A 21,699-nucleotide genomic window follows, 5' to 3' on the forward strand; every position below is an offset into this window, starting at 1 on the left:
GTGCTTCATCGGGTGGCTCATCGGGCCGGTCATCGCCCGGCTCCGGGAGCCAGGCCCCGGCGGCGCAGCAGGCGGCGCTCCAGCGGGGCGAAGACCAGCAGCTCAACGGCGATGCCGACGGCCAGGATCGCCAGGATCGCGGCGACGACCACGGCCATCTGCGACAGGTCGCGGCCCTGTTGCAGCAGCGAACCCAGGCCGAAGCCGATGGACCCGCCGACGGCGATGATCTCGGCGGCCATCAGCGAGCGCCAGGAAAAGGCCCAGCCCTGCTTGAGCCCGGCCACGTAGCCGGGCAGGGCAGCCGGCAGCACGATCCGCAGCAGCTGTTGGGTGCGACTGGCCCCCAGCACGGTGCCCAGCCGGCGGTATTGCGGCGGGACCGTATCGACGCCCGAGAGGAACCCGTTGACGATCGAGGGGGTGGCGCCCATCAGCACCACGAAGAAGACGGTGGCGTCGGTGAGCCCGAACCAGATGATGGCGGCGGGCACCCAGGCGACACTGGGCAGCACCTGCAGTCCGGAGACCAGCGGGCCCAGGCCGCGGCGCAGAGTCGAGGAGGCCGAGAGCAGCAGCCCCAGCGGCGTCCCGATGGCCAGGGCCAGCAGGAAGCCGAGCACCCCGCGCTGCAGCGAGGTGAACACCGCCTCGGCCAGCCGTCCGTCGGCGGCGAGCTGCCCGGCGGTGCCCAGCACATCGAGCGGGCCGGGGAAGAGGTCGGTGCGCGGGGAGCCGAACCAAGCAGCCAGCTGCCACAGGCTTAGCAGGCCAGCGAGGGTGCCCAGCGGCAGCAGGATCCGGCCGACGGCGGGCCGCGAGGCGGCGGCGGAGTCCTGCAACCTGTCCAGGCCGGCCTCGATTTCGCCGAGGCTGTCGGCGCCGCCCGGACCATCGGCGCCGCCCGGGCCACCGGCGCCGCCCGGACCGTCGATGTCCTCGGGCGGTGCCGGTTCCGCGGCGCGCGCAGCGGCGCGTTCGCGGGCGATGGCAGTGGCGGAAGTGATGCTAGTGGGCATGGTGGCGGATCTCCTCGCGTAGCCTCTGCGTGATGTCGCGGGTCAGGGCGGCCTGCGCGGCCGGATCGGTGCGGACGTGCTCGGGGATCTCCCATTGCGCGGCGACCCGTCCGGGCCGGGAGGAGAGCAGCAGGACCCGCTGGCCCAGCCGCACGGCCTCGCGGACGTTGTGGGTCACGAACACCACTGTGCGCCGGTGGGCGCGCCAGATCCGCTCAAGTTCCTCGTGCAAAAGGTCCCGGGTGATTGCATCGAGCGCGGCGAACGGTTCGTCCATCAGCAGCACCGGGCGGTCCTGCCCCAGCGCGCGGGCCAGCGAGGCGCGCTGGCGCATGCCCCCGGAGAGCTCGTGCGGGCGCTTGGCCCCGGCATCGCCCAGGTGGACCAGCCTCAGCAGCTCCCCCGCGCGTTCCCGGCGCTCGGCGCGCGGCACCCCGCGCAGCTCCAGGGCGAGTTCGATGTTGGCCCGGGCAGTGAGCCAGGGCAGCAGGGCAGCGTCCTGGAACATGAACGCCGCGCCTCCCGCCGGGACGCTCACGGAGCCGGCGGAGGGCGGTTCAAGCCCGGCGATGACGTTCAGCAGCGTGGACTTCCCACACCCCGAGGCACCGAGGATCGCCACGAACTCCCCGTCGGCGATCGTGGTGGTGATCGAGGAGAGCACGGGGGCCGCGCCGTAGTCCTTGGACAGGTTCTCGATGACGATGCTCATGCACCCGCCTCCGTCCCGGTCGATGTTGCGGCACGTGCCCGCGCCAGGTGGGTGCTGTCGATGAGCCCGTCCAGGGACGCCGGTTCGGCGAGGCCCGCTGCGACAGCGTTGCCCAGCAGGCGCGGGTAGGCCCCTGCCAGCGGGTCGGCGGTGAAGCTGAGTTTTCCCAGCGCGCGCTTGATCACGGCGGGAGCCAAAGCGGCGCCGGCGGTCTCGGCGATCCGGGCGTTCAAGGTGGCCAGCACGTCGGTTTCCCTGGCGGTGTTGATCCAGTCAAGGGCGGCCAGGTGGCCTTGCAGCAACGCGTCGACGGTGTCCGGGTGGCGGGTTGCGAAGTCCGGGGACACCGCGAGCACCGTGGTCGGGAACAGCCCCGGCGCACCGGTGTCGGCACCGTCCCACAGTTCGGCCTCGTCGACGAGCACCTTCGCCCCGGCCTCCAGCACCAGCCGGGAGGCCCAGGGTTCGGGCAGCCACGCCCCGTCGATCTTTCCGGCGCGGAACAGTTCGAGGGTCTGGGCGTTGGCCGTCGGGGTGATGCCCACGTCCCCGCCGGCCAGGTCGGTTTCCAGTCCCTGGGTGGCGAGCCAGGTCCGCAGCGCGACGTCCTGGGTGCCTCCCAGCTGCGGGGTGGCCAAGGTCGTGCCGCGCAGCGCCGCGGCGTTGGCCAACGATGCGCGGACCACCAGTTGTGCGCCTCCGGCTGCGGCCCCGGCCAGCACGCGCACCCCCTGCCCGCCGCTGGCGGCGAAGGCGGCGATGGCGGGGTTCGGCCCCAGGTAGGCGGCGTCGATGGCCCCGGCATTCAGCGCCTCGACGGCCGCCGGACCGGCCCCGAACACGCTGGTGGCCAGCTGCGTTCCGGATCCCTCGAGCTGCGCGGCGAAGAACCCCTTGGCGGTGCCCACCAGCGCCGGCGCGTGCGTCAGGTTGGCGAAGAACCCCAGCCGCAGGGCGCCGGCCGGCCCCGCGGGAACGCTGCCGGCCGCCCCGGGCCGCGGCACCGTGGTGGTGGCCGCGGCCCCGACCACCAGCAGGCCCAGCAGCCCGGTGCCGCCGGCGAGCAGCGCCCGCCGTCCTGGCCCGCGGTGCGGACCGGCGGCGGTGTACCGGATGTTCTCCATGGCTGAGGTGTCCTTCTCTGTGGGTGTGGGTTGCGGTTGGCACTGGCCGGCGGCGGGGTTAGCCGGCGGCGGGGCGTTCGCCCACGAGCCCGGCGGCGAGCGTGTTGCCGTCCTGCGGGTCGATGACCAGGAACGCCCCGGTGCGGTGGTGTCGCACGTAGGGCTCAGTGGGCAGTTCGGCAGCCAGCCGCAACGCGACGGAGCCGATGTCGTTCAGTTCCAGCCCGTCGGCGGGAAGGAGCCCGAAGTCCTCCAGGTCAAGCCGTCCCTCGATGGCGGTGACCTTCGCGCGGACCGTCGCGGTCCCGTGCTTGATGAGCACCGTGGCGCCGGGGCGCAGCGGTGCGGGCGCGAGCCAGCACAGCTCGGCGAACAGGTCCGCCGAGGAGTCCGGCAGGGTCCCGGCAGCGGCGATGGTGTCTCCACGGGCGATGTCCAGCTCATCTTTCAGCCGCAGCGCCACCGAGGCCGGTGCGGTGGCGGAGGCCAGGTCCCGTCCGGCGGCGTCGATTCCGATGACGGTCGTTTCCCGGCGAGGCTGCCCCGGGGTGGCGATGGTGACCGGGTCCCCCACGGCGATGGAGCCGGCGGCGATCGCCCCGGCGTAGGCGCGGTAGTCGCGGAAGGCGGCGGCATCCAGCCCCGGGGCCAGCGCGCCCTGCGGCCGGAGCACCAGCTGGACCGGGAAGCGGAAGGCCTCGGCAGCGGTGTCCGCCTCGTCGCGCGTGGGCAGGGTTTCGAGCAGCCCCAGCAGCGTGGGCCCGGTGTACCAGCCGGTGTGCGCCGAGCGTTCAACCACGTTGTCCCCTACCAGGGCGGAGACCGGCAGGGTGTGCGGGGGGCGCAGGCCGAGCCCGGCGGCGACCCGCGCCACGTCGGCGGCGATGTCGGCGAAGCGCTGGCCGTCGTATCCGATCAAGTCGATCTTGTTCACCGCGACGACCACGTTGGGCACGCGCAGCAGGCCGATGACGCCCAGGTGCCGGCGGGTCTGTTCGAGCACTCCCTTGCGGGCGTCGATGAGCACGATCGCGGCGTCGGCGGTGGAGGCCCCGGTGACGGTGTTGCGGGTGTACTGCACGTGTCCGGGGCAGTCGGCCAGCACGAAGGAGCGCTCCCCGGTGCTGAAGTAGCGGTAGGCCACGTCGATGGTGATGCCCTGTTCGCGTTCGGCGCGCAGCCCGTCGGTGAGCAGGGCCAGGTCCAGGGTGCCGTCACCTCCGCCGAAGCCGGTCTCCGCGGAGGTGCGGGCCAGTGCCTCGAGGGTGTCGGCGAGCACCGCCTTGGCGTCGTGCAGCAGCCGGCCAACGAGCGTCGACTTGCCGTCGTCGACGGATCCTGCCGTGGCGAAGCGGAAGAGCCCGCGCCGGCCAAGTGCCGGTGCGAGGGTGTCCAAAGCGGCGGTGTCCAGGGTGCTGGTGTCCAGGTTGGTGGTGCTCATCTTAGAAATACCCGTCCTTCTTGCGGTCTTCCATGGCCGCCTCGGAGATGCGGTCGTCGGCGCGGGTGGCGCCGCGTTCGGTGATGGTGGTGGTGGCCACTTCGGCGATGACCTCCGCGGTGGTGAACGCCTCGGAGAGCACCGCCCCGGTGCAGGACATGTCCCCCACGGTGCGGTAGCGCACGGTGCGCCGCGTCACGGCCACGTCGTCGCCCGGCCGGCTGAATTCCCCGACGGCCCGCCACATGCCCGAGTGCTCGAAGACCTCGCGCTCGTGGGCGTAGTAGAGCGGCGGCAACGCGATGTTCTCGCGTTCGATGTAGCGCCAGATGTCCAGTTCGGTCCAGTTGCTGATCGGGAAGGCCCGCACGTGCGCACCCGGGGTGTGGCGTCCGTTGTACAGGTTCCACAGCTCGGGGCGCTGGTTGCGCGGGTCCCACTGGCCGAACTCGTCGCGCAGCGACAGGATGCGTTCCTTGGCCCGGGCCTTGTCCTCGTCGCGGCGCCCGCCGCCGAAGAGCACGTCGAAGCGGTTGGCGGCTATGGCGTCCAGCAGCGGCGTGGTTTGCAGCGGGTTGCGGGTTCCGTCGGCACGTTCGGTGAGCCGCCCGTCGTCGATGTAGTCCTGCACGCTGGCGACCACCAGGCGCAGGCCCAGCTGCTCCACGGTGCTGTCGCGGAACGCGATGACCTCCTCGAAGTTGTGTCCGGTGTCCACGTGCAGCACCGGGAACGGGACGGCCCCTGGCCAGAAGGCCTTGGTGGCCAGGTGCAGCATCACCACGGAGTCCTTGCCCCCGGAAAAGAGCATCGCGGGACGCTCGAACTCGGCGGCGACCTCGCGCAGGATGTGGATGGATTCGGCCTCAAGGGCGTCGAGCACGTCGATCTCGGGTGCGGTGGCGGTGGCAGGGCGTGGTCGCTCGGGGGCTGCGGTGCGCGCGGTGGTGCTCATCTCTTGCTCCTTCGTCGGTGGGAGGGGTGTGGTGGTGCGTTCGGGACGGGCAGGCGGTGCCGGGCTCACCGGTGGATGCCGCATTCGGTCTTGGCGACCCCTGCCCACCGGCCGGCGCGCGGGTCCTCGCCCTCGGCCACCGGCCGGGTGCAGGGGGCGCATCCGATCGACGGGTAGCCGTTGGACAGCAGCAGGTTCACCGGCACGCTGTTGGCCGCGGCGTGGGAAATCAGCTCGTCGAAGCTCCATCCGGCCAGCGGGTTGACCTTGATCAGCCCGTGGGCCTCGTCCCAGGTGACCAACGGCGTGTTGGTGCGGGTGGGTGCCTCGTCGCGCCGGACCCCTGTGAACCAGAGCCGGTAGCCGGCCAGGGTCCTGGCCAGCGGCTCCATCTTGCGCATCCGGCAGCAGGCGGCAGGGTCGCGCTCGTGCAGCCGGGGCCCGTGCTCGGCGTCCTGCTCTTCCACTGTGCGCACCGGGAGCACGTCGATGATCCGCACGTCCAGCGAAGCTGCAACCTCGTTGCGCGTGGCGTGGGTTTCGGCGAAGTGGTAGCCCGTTTCCAGGAAGAGCACGTCGACACCCGGCAGCGCCTCTGCGACGACCGACGGCAGCACGGCATCGGCCATGGAGCAGGCGACGGCGACCTCTGCGGTGTCGAAATTCCGCTTGACCCAGGCGATGACGTCGGTTGCCGAGGCGTCGAAGCCCAGTTCGGCGGCACCTGACTCGGCAAGGGCACGGTCGGCGGCGAGTTGGTCCACGGTGTGGGTGTCGGTGCTCATACGACGTCCTCGTCCGCGGCACGGTGCGACCACGCAGCGAAGGATTCGCCCATCTCGGAGCCGGCCGAATAATTTTCCAGCACCCGCTCGATGTAGTCGGGCAGCTGATCGGCGGTGACCTTGAGCCCGCGCACGGTGCGTCCCAGGCCGGCCTCTCCCCGTTCGGTGGAGGCCAGTCCCCCGCCCAGGTGGACCTGGAAGCCCGGGGTCTGCCCGCCGTGCCCGTCGGGAAGCAGCTGGCCCTTGAGGCCGATGTCGGCGGTCTGGATGCGGGCGCAGGAGTTGGGGCAGCCGTTCACGTGCAGGCTCAGCGAAGGCGGCAGCCGCACGGCCGACTTCTGCGCGAAACGCTCCTCCAGTTCGGCGACCGCGGCGATGGTGGTGTCCTTGGTGTCAACGATCGCCAGCTTGCAGAATTCGATGCCGGTGCAGGCGATCGCGGAGCGGCGGAAGATGCTCGGCGCCGTGGCCAGGCCCAGCGCATCGAGTTCAGCGGCTGCGGCCCTCACCGATTCGGCGGGGATGTCCAGAGCGAGCAGCTTCTGGTGGGGGGTGGTGCGCAGCCGCGCCGAACCGTGGCGCTCCAGCAGGTCCGCCAACTCCAGCAGCAGCGTCCCGGAGAGCCGGCCGGCCTTGGGACTCGCTCCGATGAAGAAGCGCCCGTCCTTCTGCTCGTGGATGCCCACGTGGTCCCCCGGGGTGGTCGGCTTGTCCGGTGCCTGCCCGTCGGGCAGCGCGTAGCCGAGGTATTCCTCCTCGAGCACCTTGCGGAACTTTTCCGGTCCCCAGTCGGCCATCAGGAACTTCAGCCGCGCCTTGTTGCGCAGCCGCCGGTAGCCGTAGTCGCGGAAGATCGAGACCACGCCCAGCCACACCTCGGCCGCGATTTCGGGGCGCACAAACGCGCCGAGCCGCTCGGCCAGCCGGGCGTTGGTGGACAGGCCTCCGCCGACCCACAGGTCATATCCCGGCCCGTGCTCGGGGTGGTTGACCGCGATGAGGGAGATGTCGTTGATCTCGTGCACCACGTCCTGGGACGGGTGCCCGGAGATGGCGGTCTTGAACTTGCGCGGCAGGTTGGCCAGTTCAGGGTCGCCGATGAAGCGTTCGCGGATCTCGCGGATCACCGGGGTCGGGTCCAGGATCTCGTCCTTCGCGATCCCCGCCACCGGGGAGCCGAGGATGACCCGCGGCACGTCCCCGCAGGCCTCGGTGGTGTCCAGGCCCACGGCCTCCAACCGCCGCCAGATCTCCGGGACGTCCACGACGTCGATCCAGTGCAGCTGGATGTTCTGCCGGTCGGTCACGTCGGCGGTGTCGCGGGCGAAGTCGCGGGAGATCTCCCCGATGGTGCGCAGCTGCGCAGTGGTAACGGTTCCGCCGTCGATCCGGACGCGGAGCATGAAGTAGCGGTCCTCGAGCTCCTGCGGCTCCAGGGTGGCGGTGCGCCCGCCATCGATGCCCGGCTTGCGCTGGGTGTAGAGGCCCCACCAGCGGAAGCGGCCGTGCAAGTCGGTGGGGTCGATGGAATCAAACCCGCCCCGGGCATACACGGTTTCGATGCGCTCGCGCACGTTCAGCCCGTTGTCGTCCGCCTTGAACGCCTCGTTGGCGTTCAGCGGCGTGGTGCCGTCGATCTTCCACTGTCCGTGCGGCTTGGCCGCCGGGCGGGCCGGCCGGGCGGGCCGGGTGCTTGCCTGGGTGTCGGTTGCCTGTGTCATGGCTTCGACACTAGGGCGGGCCGGCGGGGGCCCACCAACGACCTCCTACCCGCAACGTCATGCCGTAACCCGGCGACCTATTCGGTGTCGGCGGGTCCCGCGGAGATGGCTTCAGCGAGTCTTCCGGCGACACATTTCGCGATTGTGACGCCCGGGAGCAACGCCGTTGACACATAGTCGGCGCCGGCTTCGGCCAGTCGGTCGTGGAAGAACCCGGGGGCCAGCAGGAAGGAGGCGACGCCCACCCGCGGCGCCCCCGCGGCCCGTGCCGCGCCCACCGCCTCGGTCACCGACGGCGTGGCGGCGGAGCCGAAGGCGACGGCCACCGGGTGGCCCAGTTCGGCGGCCAGCAGCTCCGCCATCCGCGCAGCCTGCCGCTGTCCTGCCTCGATGCGGGTGCCCGCCGCGGCAAGCACCACGGCGTCCCCGGGTTGGTGCCCGGCCTCGGCCAGCCGGCGGGCCAGCACCGCGGCCAGGCGCGGGTCGGGGCCCACCGGCGCGCTCACGCCCGTGTGCGGGCGCGCGGCCGCCGCATCGGCGATGTCAACGCGGCTGTGGAAGCCCTCGGAGAGCAGCAGGGGCGCCACGATGGCGTCCTCGCCGGGCGGCAGTGCGGCCAGGACCGCCTCGAGCCGGGGTTCCTGCACGTCGACGTAGGCTTCGTGGACGACAGCGTCGATGCCCTGGAGCGCGAGCTCGTCGGCCAAGTCCCCGCGCAGGCCGTTAATGAGCCGACGCCCGTCGGGGTTGTCGGTGCCGTGGGCACAAGCCACGATGTGCAGCCGCCGCGGCCCGGGGCCGCCGGCGGGGCCGATCACGCCTGGCCGCGGATCAGCTTGTGGGCTGCTGCCTGCGCCACCGGGCGGACGACGATCTCGTCGAGGTTCACATGGTGCGGGGCGTTGACGGCATAGGCGACGATGTCGGCGATGTCCTCCGCCAGCAACGGCTTGGCCACCCCGGCGTAGGGCTTTTGGGCCAGCTCGCGGTCCCCGCCCATCCGGCGCAAGGCGAACTCCTCGGTGTGCACCAGGCCCGGCAGCACCTCGATGACGCGCACATTGTGCTCGACTTCCTCCAGGCGCAGCGCCTGGGTCAGCGCGCGCTGGGCGGCCTTGGCGGCGTTGTAGCCGGAGCCGCCCTCGTAACTGACCATTCCGGCGGTCGAGGTCAGGTTGAGCACGGTGCCCTCGCCGTGGGCGCGGAGCATCGGCAGGAACGCGCGGGTGACCTTCATGGTGCCCATGACATTGGTCTGGAGCATGAAGTCCCAGTCCTCGTTCTTCGCCTCGGCCAGGTAGTCGGCGCCGCGGGCGCCGCCGGCGATGTTGATCAGCGTGTCAATGCCGCCGCCGGCCTCCACGGCTTCCAGCAGGCCGGCGACCTGGGCGTCGTTGGTCACGTCGGCGGGAACGGGCACCGCGCCGGTTTCCTCGGCGAGCGCCGCAAGCCGCTCCGCGCGGCGGGCCACGGCGAACACCTTCCATCCGGCGGCAGCGAGGGCGCGGACGGTTGCCTCGCCGATCCCGCTGGAGGCCCCGGTGACGACGGCTGCATGTTGGGTGACTTGATTCTGTGATGACATGAGCAAAGCCTATCCAGCACGGTGGCCCGGCCCCAACAGCGATGTCGCTTCGTGGCACCGGGGGGTGGGGGGACAAACGCCTCAGGCCCCGTCGCCCGGGGCGTCCACGGTCCCCTGTTGGGCCTCGCGCAGGAAGTCCAGGAGCACCACCGCGTGGTTGTGCACGGTGTCGCGGGCGGCGTAGAGCAGCACCACGTCCTCGTGCTTGCGGGCGATCCCCAGCAGGCGGTGGGCACCCTCGGCGGCGGCCCCGGCCTCCAACTCGTGGCGGTAGTGGTCGGTGAACTCGGTGAACCGCTCGGCCTTGCGGCTGAAGGCGACGCGTAGCCCGGTTGAGGGTGCCGCGTCCTTGGCCCAGTCATCGAGCGCCGCCCGCTCCTTGCCCAGCCCGCGGGGCCAGAGCCTGTCCACCAGGACCCGGTAGCCGCCGTCGGCGGGTTCGTAGGCGCGCAACAATCGAAAGTTACCCATGCCAACAGCGTAGGACCGCCGCAGCGCATCTTCCAGCCGTTCAAGACCCGGTCCGTGGCGGCAGGCAGGACCCGTGGGCCGCAATGACGGGACTTCCCCGCCCCGTCCAGACATACTGAAGGCACCGACCCGGCCCACCTGCAGTCCGAGAGGATCCACCCGCCCATGAACAGCCATGTTCCAGCTCCCGTGCCCGCCGCCGAATGGTGGCGCCAGGCCGCCGTCTACCAGATCTACCCGCGCAGTTTTGCCGATGCCACCGGTGACGGCCTGGGCGACCTGCCCGGCGTGACTTCGCGCATGGGCTACCTCGCCGAGCTGGGCATCGACGCCATCTGGCTGTCCCCGTTCTACCCCTCGGCCCTTGCCGACGGCGGGTACGACGTAGACGACTACCGGAACGTCGATGAACGACTGGGCACCTTGGAGGACTTCGACGCCATGATCGCCGCTGCCCATGCGGCAAACATCAAGGTCATCGCCGACGTGGTGCCCAACCACAGCTCCAACCGCCATCAATGGTTCACCGCCGCCCTCGCCTCGGCACCCGGCTCTCCCGAACGCGCCCGCTACCATTTCCGTGACGGGCTGGGCGAGAACGGCGAACTCCCGCCCTCGGACTGGCCATCGCACTTTGGCGGACCCGCCTGGACCCGGATCACCGAAACCACCGGGGAAAACGCCGGGGCGCCCGGCCAGTGGTACCTGCACCTCTTTGCTCCCGAGCAGCCGGACTTGAACTGGGACAACCCGGAGATCCGCGAGGACTTCCACACCACGCTGCGCTTCTGGGCGGACCGCGGCGTGGACGGGTTCCGCGTCGATGTTGCCCACGCCTTGGTCAAGGACATGGCCCATCCGCTGCGCTCCAAGCCCTCGCTGGAGATCCTGGTCGATGACGGCACCGACGTGCTCTTTGACCGCGACGAGGTCCACGAGATCTATGCGGGCTGGCGCTCGGTGCTCAACGAATACGACCCGCCGCGCATTGCGGTGGCGGAGGCATGGGTGCCCTTCACCAACCGGCGCCTGCGCTACGCCCGGCCCACCGGCCTCGGACAGGCCTTCAACTTCGACTTGCTGCAGGCCCCCTTCGCGGCCACGGAGTTCCGCGAGATCGTGGCGCGGTGCCTCGAGGAGGCCGAGGTCTCCGGGGCATCCTCCACCTGGGTGTTCTCCAACCACGACGTGGTGCGCCATGCCTCGCGCTATTCCCTGCCCGACGGCACCGACGCGGCGGCCCAGGACGCGTGGCTGCTCTCCGGCGGCAGGGAACCTGTCGCCGATCCGGCACGCGGGCTCCGCCGGGCCCGGGCCGCAACGCTGTTCATGCTGGGCCTGCCGGGTTCCGCCTACCTCTACCAGGGCGAGGAACTGGGTCTCTTTGAGGCGGCGGACCTGCCCCTTGAGTCCCTGCAGGATCCCACGTGGTTCCGCACCGGGAAGACGCTCAAGGGCCGCGACGGCTGTCGCGTGCCGTTGCCCTGGAACGCGCAGGAGGAGCACCTGGGCTTCGGCGGCCCGCCGTGGCTGCCCCAGCCTGCCTGGTTTGCCGAGCATGCCGTCAGCGCCCAGGACGCGGCGGAGGGCTCCACCCTTCAGTTCTACCGCAGCGCCCTGGCGTGGCGCCGCAAGCTGCAAACCACCGAGTCCCTCCACTGGGTGTCTGCACCCGATGCCGCACTCGCGCACTACCGCCGGCCCAACGGCTGGGAGGTGCTGACCAACTTCGGCACCGCTCCGACGGACCTGCCCGATGGCCTGGACCCGGCCAGGATCGTCGTCACCAGCGGTGCGCTGCCCGTGCTGCCCGGGCTGGTCCCGGGGGAAACCACCCTCTGGTTCGCACCCTGACCCCCCCCGCCCCGGGCGCACTGTTTCGGCCCGCCCCGACGTCGCAGGTGGCGCACACCGCATCGCCGGGGGCGCCGCCCGGTGTGCCTGTGGCGTGCCTGTGGCGTGCCTGTGGCGTGCATCAACCGCGGTCGACTGGGGGTAATGCCCGGGCTCATGGAAGAATGGGCCCATGGCAGAAGACACCTTGGGCACAGACACGCCCGTCATCGTTTCCGTTCCGGACAAGCCCGCTCTTGAGGGCCTGGAGGAACGCCTTGGCGCCCGCTGGCGCGAGCAGGGCACCTACAAATTCAACGCAGAGACCACGCGCGAGCAGGTCTACTCGATCGACACTCCCCCGCCGACGGCCTCGGGCTCGCTGCACGTGGGGCACATGTTCTCCTACACGCAGACCGACGTGCTGGCCCGTTACCAGCGTATGCGCGGCAAGAACGTGTTCTACCCGATGGGCTGGGACGACAACGGCCTGCCCACCGAGCGCCGTGTGCAGAACTACTACGGTGTGCGCTGCGACCCGACGTACGCCCACGTGGAGGGCTACCGTCCCCCGGCGACCCCGGCGAAGAACCAGCGCGACTGGGACGTCGTGAGCCGCAAGAACTTCATCGAACTCTGCGAGGAACTCGCGGTCGAGGATGAGAAGGTCTTCGAGCACCTCTTCTCCACCCTGGGCCTGTCCGTGGACTGGGACCTGACCTACCGCACCATCGATGACGTGTCGCGTTCCGTCTCGCAGCGCGGCTTCCTGGCCAACTTGGCCAAGGGCGACGCCTACATGGCAGAGGCACCCACCCTGTGGGACGTCACCTTCCGCACCGCGGTGGCCCAGGCGGAACTGGAGGACCGGGAAGTGCCCGGCGCCTACTACCGCTACCCGTTCACCGCCGAGGACGGCACCCAGGTCTTCATCGAGACCACCCGTCCCGAGCTGCTGGCTGCCTGCGCCGGCCTGGTGGCAAACCCCGACGACGAGCGCTACAAGCCGCTCTTCGGCAAGACCGTCACCTCCCCGCTTTTCGACGTTCCGGTTACGGTCTTCCCGCACGCACTTGCCAAGATGGACAAGGGCTCGGGCATCGCGATGGTCTGCACCTTCGGCGACCTGAACGACGTGACCTGGTGGCGCGAACTGCAGCTGCCGACCCGGGCCATCATCGGCCGCGACGGCCGCGTCATCGCCGAGACCCCGGAGTGGATCACCACCGAGGCCGGACGTACGGCATACGCCGCGATCGCCGGCAAGACGGTGTTCTCCGCCAAGGAGGGCGTCGTCGAGCTGCTCATCGCCGCCAACCTGCTCGACGGCGAGCCGAAGAAGATCAGCCACCCGGTGAACTTCTTCGAAAAGGGCGACAAGCCCCTTGAAATCGTTTCCTCCCGCCAGTGGTACATCCGCAACGGCGGGCGCGACGAGGAACGCCGCGAGCGCCTCATCAAGCGCGGCGAGCAGATCGAGTTCCACCCAGCCTTCATGCGCTCGCGCTACGAGAACTGGATCTCGGGCCTGAACGGCGACTGGCTGGTCTCCCGCCAGCGCTTCTTCGGCGTGCCGGTGCCGGTCTGGTACCCGCTGGATGCGGCCGGGGAACCCGACTACGAGAACCCGATCCTGCCCACCGACGAAATGCTGCCGGTCGACCCGGCCGCGGACGTGGCACCGGGCTACGAGGAGTCCCAGCGCAACGAAGCCGGCGGCTTCGTGGGTGACGCCGACGTGCTCGACACCTGGGCCACCAGCTCGCTGACCCCGCAGATCGTGGGCCGCTGGTCCCGCGATACGGACTTCTTCAACAAGGTCTTCCCGTTCGACCTGCGCCCGCAGGGCCACGACATCATCCGCACCTGGCTCTTCTCCTCCGCAGTGCGCGCCGATGCGCTGCACGACGTGGCCCCGTGGAAGCACGCGGCGATCTCGGGCTGGATCCTGGATCCGGACCGCAAGAAGATGTCCAAGTCCAAGGGCAACGTGGTGGTCCCCACCGACGTGCTCAACGACTACGGCTCCGACGCCGTTCGCTACTGGGCGGCCAGCGCCAAGCTGGGCGCGGACACCGCGTACGAGATCAACCAGATGAAGATCGGCCGCCGCCTGGCGATCAAGATCCTCAACGCTTCCAAGTTCGTGCTGAACCTGGGCGCCACCGAAGCGAATGTCATCGCCGGCGACGCCTCTGTCATCACCAACGGGCTGGACAAGTCCTTGCTCGCCCGCCTGTCCCAGGTCATCGACGACGCCTCCCGCGCCTTCGATGCCTACGACTACGCACGTGCACTGGACATCACCGAGTCGTTCTTCTGGTCGTTCACCGACGACTACGTGGAGCTGATCAAGGACCGTGCCTACGGTGCCCGCGGCGACGCGGAACAGGCATCGGTGCTTGCCACCCTGGCCACCACGCTGGATTCGGTGCTGCGCCTCTTTGCCCCGTTCCTGCCCTTCGCCACCGAAGAGGTCTGGGGCTGGTGGCGTGCCGGATCCGTCCACCGCGCCCCATGGCCCGGTTCCGCCCATCTGGCCGGCGCCGTCGAAGGCGCCAACACCGCAGTGCTGCCGATCGTCGGCGAGGCTCTCTCGGGCATCCGAAAGGCAAAGTCCGAGGCCAAGGTCAAGCAGCGCACCGAGGTGCTCTCCGGCGTGATTTCCGCGCCCGAGGCCACCCTGGAATTGTTGCGCAGCGGACTGGGCGACCTGTTGGCCGCCGGTAACGCCAAGGACATGACCTTGGTTGCCGCCGACGGGGACCTGACGGTCAGCGACGTGGTGCTGGCACCGGCCGAGGACACCGTCCAGGCCTAAGCTTCCATGTGCCGGGGTCCCGGCAACGAGGGCGCCGTGCCCCACCCCGCGGGGTGGGGCACGGCGCCCTCGTCCTTTCATCCGGGACCGTCCCCTCCTCCGACATCGCACCTGGCGGCAGACAGAGGGGAAGCCCCTTCGGCTGACAAACTAATGTCGGAGGGGCTTCGACTCGGTGTTGGTTCTCGTACAGCGTTGATTTAGAGAACCGAACAAAATCCTCGTTGCGTGGGTCTTGCTGCTTCGCTGCTGCAGCCGAGCTAGAAGAGATTCCAATAGCTCGTCACCGCGAATTCGGTTTTTGTTCAGCATCATTCCGGTAGTGATGCGTATTACTTTTATACGCCCTGCCCCGGAGACCGGCAAGGGACCGGGGCAAACTTTGAGGTTTGCTCCGGTCCCCTGCTGAAAACATTGGCCCTTGGTGCCATTGACAGGATTTTCAGGTCAGTTGGCTTCGACGTCGAACTGCGGGCTCTCGGTGCGGCTGCGCTTGATTTCGAAGAAGTACGGGTACGACGCCAGGCCGACGGCGGCATCGAAGATCTTGCCGGCCTCTTCGCCGGAGGGAACCCGCGTAATGACCGGACCGAAGAATGCGGTGCCGTTTAGCGCCATGACGGGCGTGCCGACGTCCTGGCCGACTCGGGAGATCCCGTCTTCGTGGCTCGACTTCAGTGCCTCGTCAAACTCGGTCCCGGTCGCCGCATCGGCCAATTCCGGTTCCAGCCCGGCCTTGGCCAGTGCGCGGGAAATGACCTCGCTGTAGTCCGCAACCTTTTCGTGGTGCAGCATCTCGCCCATGGCGGTGTAGAGATCGCCGAGCACCGCGTCGCCGTGCTTCTGGGCGGCGGCGATGAGCACGCGGACAGGGCCCCAGCCCTTGGCCACGAAATCGCGGTAATCGTCGCTCAGGCCCTCGCGACCGTCGTTGAGCACCGAAAGCGACATCACATGCCAAGCAACCTCGATGTCACGCACCTTCTCAACCTCGAGGACCCAGCGGGACGTCGCCCAGGCAAAGGGGCAGGCCGGGTCAAACCAAAAATCAACGTGAGTCTTCTCGGACAACGTGCATCTCCTTTAAATCAATGGCAAGGGTTCAAGGTCCGGGACATCGCGTTGGTGCGGAGCCCGGAGTGAACAAGTCAAGTACTAAGCGGACTTTTTGCCGCGTTTGTCGGCGACCTGCGCGGAAATCAGTGACGGATCCGCCCCGTTGAGCACCACGTCGCCGGTGATGACGACCTCGACGACATCGTCGCGGCTCGGCATTTCGAACATGGTGGCGCTGAGGGTTTCCTCCAGGATTGCGCGCAGCCCGCGGGCACCGGTGTCCCGGGCAAGCGCGAGGTCTGCGATGGCTTCCAAGGCGCCCAGCTCAAAGGTCAGCTCAACACCGTCCATGCGGAACATCTTTTGGTATTGCTTGATCAGCGCATTCTTGGGCTCCGACAGGATCTTGATGAGGGACTCCCGGTCCAGCTTTTCCACCGTGCTGATCACCGGCAGCCGGCCGATGAATTCCGGGATGAGGCCGAACTTCAACAAGTCTTCCGGGCGGACGTCGGCATATGACGCAGCCTCGGACTTCAACGCCGACAGCGGTGCGCCGAAGCCGATCCCCTTGCGTCCTGCGCGCGAGGAGATGATCTCCTCGAGACCTGCGAAGGCGCCCGCAACGATGAACAGCACGTTGGTGGTGTCCAGTTGGATGAACTCCTGGTGCGGGTGTTTGCGGCCGCCTTGCGGCGGAACAGCCGCAACGGTGCCCTCGAGGATCTTCAGCAGTGCCTGCTGGACCCCTTCGCCCGAGACGTCCCGGGTGATTGAGGGATTTTCGCTCTTGCGGGAGATCTTATCGATCTCGTCGATGTAGATGATGCCCTGTTCGGCCTTCTTGACGTCATAGTCCGCTGCCTGGATAAGCTTGAGCAGGATGTTTTCGACGTCTTCGCCGACGTATCCGGCCTCGGTGAGCGAGGTGGCATCGGCGACGGCGAAGGGGACGTTTAGCCGGCGGGCCAGCGTCTGGGCCAGGTAGGTCTTGCCGCAGCCGGTGGGCCCGATCAGCAGGATGTTGGACTTGGCCACCTCGACCTCGTCGAGGGAGTTCGAGTCCGAAAGCGCCGCAACGGACTTGGCCGCAGCGCCGCCCTGGATGCGCTTGTAGTGGTTGTAGACGGCCACCGCCAACGAGCGCTTGGCGCCCTCTTGGCCGATGACGTATTCCTGCAGGGAGTCGAAGATTTCCTTCGGCTTGGGCAATTCGAAGTCGACGCCCTCTTCAACCTCGGCGAGCTCTTCCTCGATGATCTCGTTGCAGAGTTCAATGCACTCGGTGCAGATGTAGACGCCATGGCCGGCGATCAGCTTGCGAACCTGCTTCTGGCTCTTGCCACAGAAGGAACACTTGAGCAGATCAGACCCTTCACCCATGCGTGCCATCGATTTGGTCCCCTTATCTGGTACCGGTAAGACCGGCCCGAGAGAACCGGAAATGCTGAACTGCCTTAACTCTATGACAGAGTGCCGACAGAATGGGCGAACGGGCGGCCCGTGGTGCGCTTATTTCGCGCCCCGCAACAGCAGCCCGTTCGCCGTGTCCCGCCTTAGTGGGCGATGCTGCCCTGGGACTTGATCTTGCGCGGGGTCAGGACCTCGTCGATCAATCCGTAAACCTTGGCCTCGGCCGCGGTCATGTAGAGGTCGCGCTCGATGTCGTTGCCGACCTCTTCTGCGGTCTTGTTGCTGTGCCCGGCCAGGGTCGTCTCGAGCCAGGCGCGCATGCGCATGACTTCTTCGGCCTGGATCTGCAGGTCCGACGCGGTGCCGCGTTCGCCGCCGCCCATGGCGGGCTGGTGGATCAGCACCCGTGCGTTGGGAAGCGCCAGGCGCTTGCCCGGGGTGCCGCCGGCAAGCAGCACCGCAGCGGCACTGGCTGCCTGGCCCAGGCACACGGTCTGCACCTCGGGGCGCACGAACTGCATCGTGTCATAGATCGCCGTCATCGCCGTGAACGAGCCGCCGGGCGAGTTGATGTACAGGGTGATGTCGCGCTCGGGGTCCATGGACTCCAGGACGAGCAGCTGGGCCATGACGTCGTCGGCGGAAGCGTCATCGACCTGGGCACCAAGGAAAATGATGCGGTCTTCGAACAGCTTCGCGTACGGGTCCTGGCGCTTGAACCCGTAGGGGGTCCGCTCCTCGAACTGCGGGAGGATGTAGCGTGCCGACGGCATTTCGCCGGAGGTGGCATTCGGGGTGAAATTCATCGTATCTCCTGGGAAATCAGTTAGGTCTGCCGGGTTCCGTCGCGTTACTTCGCGACCCCGCCGCCACCGGAGACGATGCCGGAGGACTGGGCGATGTGGTCAAAGAAGCCGTATTCGAGGCCGTCTGTGGCGGTGAACCACTTGTCGCGCTCGTTGTCCTTCAGGATGGTGTCCACGGTCTGGCCGGTCTGAGCAGCGGTCAGCTCGCTCATGATCTTCTTCATGTGAAGGATCAGCTCGGCCTGGATGCGGATGTCCGAGGCGGTGCCGCCAATGCCGCCGGACGGCTGGTGCATCAGGATGCGGGCATTCGGGGTGGCGTAGCGCTTGCCCGGGGTGCCCGAGGACAGCAGGAACTGGCCCATGGAAGCTGCCAGGCCGGTGGCCACGGTGACGACATCGTTGGGGATGTACTGCATGGTGTCGTAGATCGCCATGCCCGCGGTGATGGAACCACCCGGGGAGTTGATGTACAGGTAGATGTCCTTCTCCGGGTCTTCCGCGGAGAGCAGGAGCAACTGCGAGCAGATCGCATTGGCGTTGTCGTCTCGGACTTCCGAGCCGAGCCAGATGATCCGCTCCTTGAGGAGTCGATTGTAGATGTAGTCCTCGCGATTGGCCGGATCTACCGAAGCCATCGTGGGAGTGCGGGAGTCACTGGACATGTTCTGATACCTCTCCGTGATGCCGTGCCCCGATGTTCTGTCCGTCGGGCCACTGGCTCTTTACTTCCTTGAACATTACTGCCTTGGCCAGCGACTTTGGCGGCGCAGGGGCAGCTGTTCGCTGTCGGCGCATGGTGCGCGGGGCAGCCATCGCCGTGGGCTTAAAAGAGGGGTTAAAAGCAGGCGCGGAGCCACCTTTTGCAGGTGGCTCCGCGCCTGGGAATCCAATGCCGCGTCAGCGGCGCCGCGCTACTTGGCGGATGCTGCCGATGCCGAGGAGGCGGAGGAAGCCGAGGAGGCCGACGATGCGGAGCCCTCTTCTTCTTCGCCTGCCGGGCGCACGAAGTCGCTCAGGTCAACGACGCTGCCGTTGCTGTCGGTGACAACAGCCAGCTCCAGGACCTTGGCAAGGGCCTTGCGGCGGCGGACTTCGCCAACCAGCATCGGGACCTGGCCGGCGCCGTCGAGCATCTGGGCGAACTGGTTCGGGTCCATGCCGTACTGGCCGGCGGTCTGGACGATGTAGTCGATCAGTTCGGACTGGGCAACGCCAATCTTCTCTGCTTCGGCGACGGCGTCGAGCACGATCTCGTTCTTGAAGGCCTTGGCGGTGTTCTCGCGAACCTCGGTGCGGTGCTCTTCGGTGTCGTGCTCTTCACCCTCGTTGTGGGCGCCCTGCTCGAAGTGCTGCTCGACCTGCTCGGTGATGACGGATTCCGGAACCGGAACCTCGACGAGCTCCATGAGCTTGTCCAGGACGAGGTCGCGGGCAGCAACCCCCTGGTCCATGACCTTGGACTCGGCGGCATCCTTGGCGAGGGACTCGCGCAGCTCGGCCATGGTGTCGAATTCGGAAGCCAGCTGGGCAAAGTCGTCGTTGGCCTCGGGAAGCTCGCGCTCCTTGACGGCGGTGACGGTGACCTTGACCTGTGCGTCGGCACCTGCGTGCTCGCCACCGGCCAGCTTGGTGACGAACGTGGCGTCTTCGCCTGCGGACAGGCCGGTGACTGCCTCGTCCATGCCCTCGAGCATGGTGCCGGAGCCAACCTGGTAGGACAGGCCGGTGGCCGAGTCGACCTCTTCGCCCTCGACCGATGCGGTCAAGTCAAGGGTGATGAAGTCCTGGTCGGCTGCCGGGCGCTCGATGGTCTTGAGCGTGCCGAAGCGGCCGCGCAGGTCATCCAGTGCCTTCTCGATGTCGGCGTCACCGGCTTCGGCGGCTTCAACGGTGACTTCCAGGCCCTTGTAGTCCGGCAGTTCGATGCTCGGACGGATGTCGATCTCGACCTGGAAGGCCAGCTGGCCTTCGCCTGCAACCTCTGCGGAGGGCTGCTCGGTGATTTCGACCTCGGGGCGCGAGAGCGGAACGATTTCGTTCTCGGTGACGGCCTGCTGGTAGTAGGTGTTCATGCCTTCGTTGATGGCAGTTTCCAGGACGTAGCCACGGCCAACGCGCTGATCAATCAAGCGGGACGGGACTTTTCCGGCGCGGAAGCCGGGAACCTGGATCTGCTTGGCGATGGTCTTGTAGGCCTCAGCAATGCGCGGCTTCAGTTCATCGTAGGGAACTTCAACGGTGAGCTTGACCCGGGTGGGGGTGAGGGTTTCGACGGCGCTCTTCACAGCGGTGTACTCCTGGTGTGTGATGTTTGGTCTGAGCTGGACTTCAACCCCGTAACGGTAACCGTTACGGGGTTGAAGGTACAGAGTCGGGGTGACAGGATTCGAACCTGCGACCTCACGCTCCCAAAGCGCGCGCTCTAGCCAAGCTGAGCTACACCCCGATAAGTGCTGAAACAGTCTATGCAAAATAAACAAGTTTTCACTAATCGGCCCGTCAACCAGAAGTTTGGATTTCGTCGACGGCGCGGAACAACCATACAAGCAAACGCGGGAAAACAAAATTCGTGCTTTCGCATGGGGAAAAGCCCCGGATCGCCACAGTTTTCGGGGGTCACGATGCCTGGGCGGGAAACCAAAAAACCTACGTGTCGCCGCCCCGCCGGGCGAAAAGGGACCGACGTCACAATTCGGCACTGGGGGCGGGACCCCATTGCTCGGGGAAAGAAAAAGAGCGACCTGGTTCCCGGGGAACCAAATCACTCTTTATTGGAGGGGATGACGGGAATCGAACCCGCATCATCAGTTTGGAAGACTGAGGCTTTACCACTAAGCTACATCCCCGCATTTGCCCACCTCGTCGGTGGCAACGGATAAAACCTTAGCACCACCATTCCACGCTGCGCAAATCAGGGTCCGAAACTGCACAGATCCTTGTCAATCCGCTTGTTCGCGAATCGGACGGGGCCATGTCCGCCGAGCCGTTCAGTTCCGGGACCGTGCCGGCGGCTGGCAGCCCGGGCACCAGTAGAGCTTGCGTGCCGCGACCTCGGCCAGCGAAATGGTGGCGCTGCAGATGCGGCACCCGCGTCCCTGCCGCTGGTAGGTGTAGTAGGCGTTCTCCGGCCACAGCGGTCCGGACTCGTCGCGGTGTTCGGCCCGGGTGGTGATGATTTTTCCGTCGCGGACCCCATCGCCCATGATCGAGACGATGTCGTCCCACAGGATCCCGGCCTTTCGTGAGGACAGCTCGTTGCCGGGCAGGAACGGGTCGATCCGGGTGCGAAAGAGTGTTTCGGCGCGGTAGATGTTGCCCACCCCCGCCAGCACGCCTTGGTCCATCAGGGTGGTTCCGATCGGGGTTCTCTTGCGTGCCAGGCGCGCCACGAAGTCCTTGCGCGCCGCACGCGCAGCGGCTTCGTTCGCCTCCGTGGAGCCCCTGCCCTTGGCCAGGTTGAATTCGCCGGCGGCGGCCACCAGAGGGTCGGGCCCAAGTTTGGCACGCACCGCCAGCACCTGTTCCCGGGTGAGCACCTCGCAGGCGCTGGGCCCGCGCAGGTCCGCCCAGCCGTGCTCGGACACCAGACGAGCGCGCACCTGGCCCACCGGCTCGGGCGGGCCGGCATAGGGGCCCGCCTCTTCGTCGGGCCCCTGCTCGCTCTCCCCCACCTTGCGCGGGGCACCGATCGAGGAGGCGCCGGAGAAGTGTTCGTCCCCGCCAAAACTCCAGGCGCCATAGAGTCCCAGGTGCACCCGCAGCACCAGGTCGTTTTCGAAACCCAGGAAAAGCTGCTTGCCGTGCGCGTGGGAGGAGATGAGTCGTTGGGCGTCGATCAACCTGGCCGCTGGTGCGAAGCGGCCCTGCGGGGAGGAGACGGCAAGGACTTGCCCGCCAAAGACGTCGTCAAATTGGCGGGCGAGTCGGTGTACGGAGTGGCCTTCGGGCATGGTG

At 68.0% G+C, this 21,699-nt stretch carries 18 protein-coding genes and 2 tRNA genes; 2 read left to right on the plus strand and 18 right to left on the minus strand.

The genetic code is table 11. From position 1 onward, the window contains the following. Positions 1-29: 29 nt before the first annotated feature. The 10 genes from OIU93_RS05490 to OIU93_RS05535 all read right to left on the minus strand — a co-directional run bounded on the left by OIU93_RS05490 (position 30) and on the right by OIU93_RS05535 (position 9,813). Positions 30-1,019 carry an ABC transporter permease gene (locus tag OIU93_RS05490; RefSeq protein ID WP_264269077.1) on the minus strand — a complete coding sequence of 330 codons (990 nt, stop codon included), beginning with the start codon at positions 1,017-1,019 and terminating at the stop codon, positions 30-32. Beyond that, positions 1,009-1,731 carry an ABC transporter ATP-binding protein gene (locus OIU93_RS05495; RefSeq protein WP_264269078.1) on the minus strand — a complete coding sequence of 241 codons (723 nt, stop codon included), beginning with the start codon at positions 1,729-1,731 and terminating at the stop codon, positions 1,009-1,011. The genes OIU93_RS05490 and OIU93_RS05495 overlap by 11 nt, the downstream gene beginning before the upstream one ends. Further along, positions 1,728-2,855, minus strand: coding sequence for an ABC transporter substrate-binding protein (locus OIU93_RS05500; RefSeq protein ID WP_264269079.1), 1,128 nt, complete (start codon positions 2,853-2,855; stop codon positions 1,728-1,730). Before OIU93_RS05500 ends, OIU93_RS05495 begins: the two co-directional genes overlap by 4 nt. Before the next feature lie 58 nt (positions 2,856-2,913). Then, positions 2,914-4,296: a sulfate adenylyltransferase subunit 1 gene (locus OIU93_RS05505; RefSeq protein WP_264269080.1), complete on the minus strand. Its 1,383-nt coding sequence runs from the start codon at positions 4,294-4,296 to the stop codon at positions 2,914-2,916. Between the two features lies 1 nt (position 4,297). Beyond that, positions 4,298-5,251 carry a sulfate adenylyltransferase subunit CysD gene (cysD, locus tag OIU93_RS05510; RefSeq protein WP_264269081.1) on the minus strand — a complete coding sequence of 318 codons (954 nt, stop codon included), beginning with the start codon at positions 5,249-5,251 and terminating at the stop codon, positions 4,298-4,300. A gap of 65 nt (positions 5,252-5,316) precedes the next feature. After that, on the minus strand, positions 5,317-6,036 hold the full coding sequence (locus OIU93_RS05515) for a phosphoadenylyl-sulfate reductase (RefSeq protein ID WP_264269082.1): 720 nt from the start codon (positions 6,034-6,036) through the stop codon (positions 5,317-5,319). After that, positions 6,033-7,757 (minus strand): nitrite/sulfite reductase, encoded by a 1,725-nt coding sequence (locus OIU93_RS05520; RefSeq protein WP_264269084.1) that lies wholly within the window; start codon positions 7,755-7,757, stop codon positions 6,033-6,035. Before OIU93_RS05520 ends, OIU93_RS05515 begins: the two co-directional genes overlap by 4 nt. 77 nt (positions 7,758-7,834) lie before the next feature. Next, entirely contained in the window at positions 7,835-8,575 is a 741-nt protein-coding gene (locus OIU93_RS05525) for a sirohydrochlorin chelatase (RefSeq protein WP_264269085.1), read from the minus strand. Continuing rightward, positions 8,572-9,342: an SDR family oxidoreductase gene (locus OIU93_RS05530; protein ID WP_264269086.1), complete on the minus strand. Its 771-nt coding sequence runs from the start codon at positions 9,340-9,342 to the stop codon at positions 8,572-8,574. The genes OIU93_RS05525 and OIU93_RS05530 overlap by 4 nt, the downstream gene beginning before the upstream one ends. 81 nt (positions 9,343-9,423) lie before the next feature. Continuing rightward, a complete protein-coding gene (locus tag OIU93_RS05535) occupies positions 9,424-9,813 on the minus strand; it encodes a DUF488 domain-containing protein (RefSeq protein ID WP_264269087.1) in 390 nt (129 codons plus the stop codon). Positions 9,814-9,978: 165 nt separating this feature from the next. On the opposite strand from OIU93_RS05535, the gene OIU93_RS05540 reads away from it, so the two are divergent. Together OIU93_RS05540 and valS are read left to right on the plus strand one after the other, a co-directional pair. Beyond that, positions 9,979-11,667 (plus strand): glycoside hydrolase family 13 protein, encoded by a 1,689-nt coding sequence (locus OIU93_RS05540; RefSeq protein WP_264269088.1) that lies wholly within the window; start codon positions 9,979-9,981, stop codon positions 11,665-11,667. 172 nt (positions 11,668-11,839) lie between these two features. Then, the gene (gene valS, locus OIU93_RS05545) at positions 11,840-14,467 is read left to right on the plus strand and encodes a valine--tRNA ligase (protein WP_264269089.1); all 2,628 of its coding nucleotides are present in this window, start codon (positions 11,840-11,842) and stop codon (positions 14,465-14,467) included. A 447-nt stretch (positions 14,468-14,914) separates the two neighbouring features. On the opposite strand, the gene OIU93_RS05550 is transcribed toward valS, so the two are convergent. The 8 genes from OIU93_RS05550 to OIU93_RS05585 form a co-directional block, all read right to left on the minus strand. Beyond that, complete coding sequence (locus OIU93_RS05550) at positions 14,915-15,538, minus strand: disulfide bond formation protein DsbA (RefSeq protein ID WP_264269090.1); 624 nt, start codon at positions 15,536-15,538, stop codon at positions 14,915-14,917. 84 nt (positions 15,539-15,622) lie between these two features. Beyond that, complete coding sequence (gene clpX / locus OIU93_RS05555) at positions 15,623-16,915, minus strand: ATP-dependent Clp protease ATP-binding subunit ClpX (RefSeq protein WP_264269091.1); 1,293 nt, start codon at positions 16,913-16,915, stop codon at positions 15,623-15,625. A 164-nt stretch (positions 16,916-17,079) separates the two neighbouring features. After that, on the minus strand, positions 17,080-17,742 hold the full coding sequence (locus OIU93_RS05560) for an ATP-dependent Clp protease proteolytic subunit (RefSeq protein ID WP_264269092.1): 663 nt from the start codon (positions 17,740-17,742) through the stop codon (positions 17,080-17,082). Positions 17,743-17,786: 44 nt separating this feature from the next. After that, positions 17,787-18,380: an ATP-dependent Clp protease proteolytic subunit gene (locus tag OIU93_RS05565; RefSeq protein ID WP_264269204.1), complete on the minus strand. Its 594-nt coding sequence runs from the start codon at positions 18,378-18,380 to the stop codon at positions 17,787-17,789. A gap of 276 nt (positions 18,381-18,656) precedes the next feature. Further along, positions 18,657-20,030 (minus strand): trigger factor, encoded by a 1,374-nt coding sequence (tig, locus tag OIU93_RS05570; RefSeq protein WP_264269093.1) that lies wholly within the window; start codon positions 20,028-20,030, stop codon positions 18,657-18,659. Positions 20,031-20,116: 86 nt separating this feature from the next. Further along, a tRNA-Pro gene (locus tag OIU93_RS05575) sits at positions 20,117-20,191 on the minus strand. A 326-nt stretch (positions 20,192-20,517) separates the two neighbouring features. After that, positions 20,518-20,591 (minus strand) — tRNA-Gly (locus OIU93_RS05580). 141 nt (positions 20,592-20,732) lie between these two features. Next, positions 20,733-21,695 (minus strand): Fpg/Nei family DNA glycosylase, encoded by a 963-nt coding sequence (locus OIU93_RS05585; RefSeq protein ID WP_264269094.1) that lies wholly within the window; start codon positions 21,693-21,695, stop codon positions 20,733-20,735. Positions 21,696-21,699 lie beyond the last annotated feature (4 nt).

Origin of the sequence: Paeniglutamicibacter sp. ZC-3 (assembly GCF_025847175.2) — a bacterium.
In the GTDB taxonomy this organism is placed as follows: domain Bacteria; phylum Actinomycetota; class Actinomycetes; order Actinomycetales; family Micrococcaceae; genus Paeniglutamicibacter; species Paeniglutamicibacter sulfureus.

What these genes read in the sequence shown, in the direction of transcription:
- OIU93_RS05490 (WP_264269077.1), bottom strand. Translation starts at nt 1,019, where the DNA reads ATGCCCACTAGCATCACTTCCGCCACTGCCATCGCCCGCGAACGCGCC.
- OIU93_RS05495 (WP_264269078.1), bottom strand. Translation starts at nt 1,731, where the DNA reads ATGAGCATCGTCATCGAGAACCTGTCCAAGGACTACGGCGCGGCCCCC.
- OIU93_RS05500 (WP_264269079.1), bottom strand. Translation starts at nt 2,855, where the DNA reads ATGGAGAACATCCGGTACACCGCCGCCGGTCCGCACCGCGGGCCAGGA.
- OIU93_RS05505 (WP_264269080.1), bottom strand. Translation starts at nt 4,296, where the DNA reads ATGAGCACCACCAACCTGGACACCAGCACCCTGGACACCGCCGCTTTG.
- cysD (WP_264269081.1), bottom strand. Translation starts at nt 5,251, where the DNA reads ATGAGCACCACCGCGCGCACCGCAGCCCCCGAGCGACCACGCCCTGCC.
- OIU93_RS05515 (WP_264269082.1), bottom strand. Translation starts at nt 6,036, where the DNA reads ATGAGCACCGACACCCACACCGTGGACCAACTCGCCGCCGACCGTGCC.
- OIU93_RS05520 (WP_264269084.1), bottom strand. Translation starts at nt 7,757, where the DNA reads ATGACACAGGCAACCGACACCCAGGCAAGCACCCGGCCCGCCCGGCCG.
- OIU93_RS05530 (WP_264269086.1), bottom strand. Translation starts at nt 9,342, where the DNA reads ATGTCATCACAGAATCAAGTCACCCAACATGCAGCCGTCGTCACCGGG.
- OIU93_RS05535 (WP_264269087.1), bottom strand. Translation starts at nt 9,813, where the DNA reads ATGGGTAACTTTCGATTGTTGCGCGCCTACGAACCCGCCGACGGCGGC.
- OIU93_RS05540 (WP_264269088.1), top strand. Translation starts at nt 9,979, where the DNA reads ATGAACAGCCATGTTCCAGCTCCCGTGCCCGCCGCCGAATGGTGGCGC.
- valS (WP_264269089.1), top strand. Translation starts at nt 11,840, where the DNA reads ATGGCAGAAGACACCTTGGGCACAGACACGCCCGTCATCGTTTCCGTT.
- clpX (WP_264269091.1), bottom strand. Translation starts at nt 16,915, where the DNA reads ATGGCACGCATGGGTGAAGGGTCTGATCTGCTCAAGTGTTCCTTCTGT.
- OIU93_RS05560 (WP_264269092.1), bottom strand. Translation starts at nt 17,742, where the DNA reads ATGAATTTCACCCCGAATGCCACCTCCGGCGAAATGCCGTCGGCACGC.
- OIU93_RS05565 (WP_264269204.1), bottom strand. Translation starts at nt 18,380, where the DNA reads ATGGCTTCGGTAGATCCGGCCAATCGCGAGGACTACATCTACAATCGA.
- OIU93_RS05585 (WP_264269094.1), bottom strand. Translation starts at nt 21,695, where the DNA reads ATGCCCGAAGGCCACTCCGTACACCGACTCGCCCGCCAATTTGACGAC.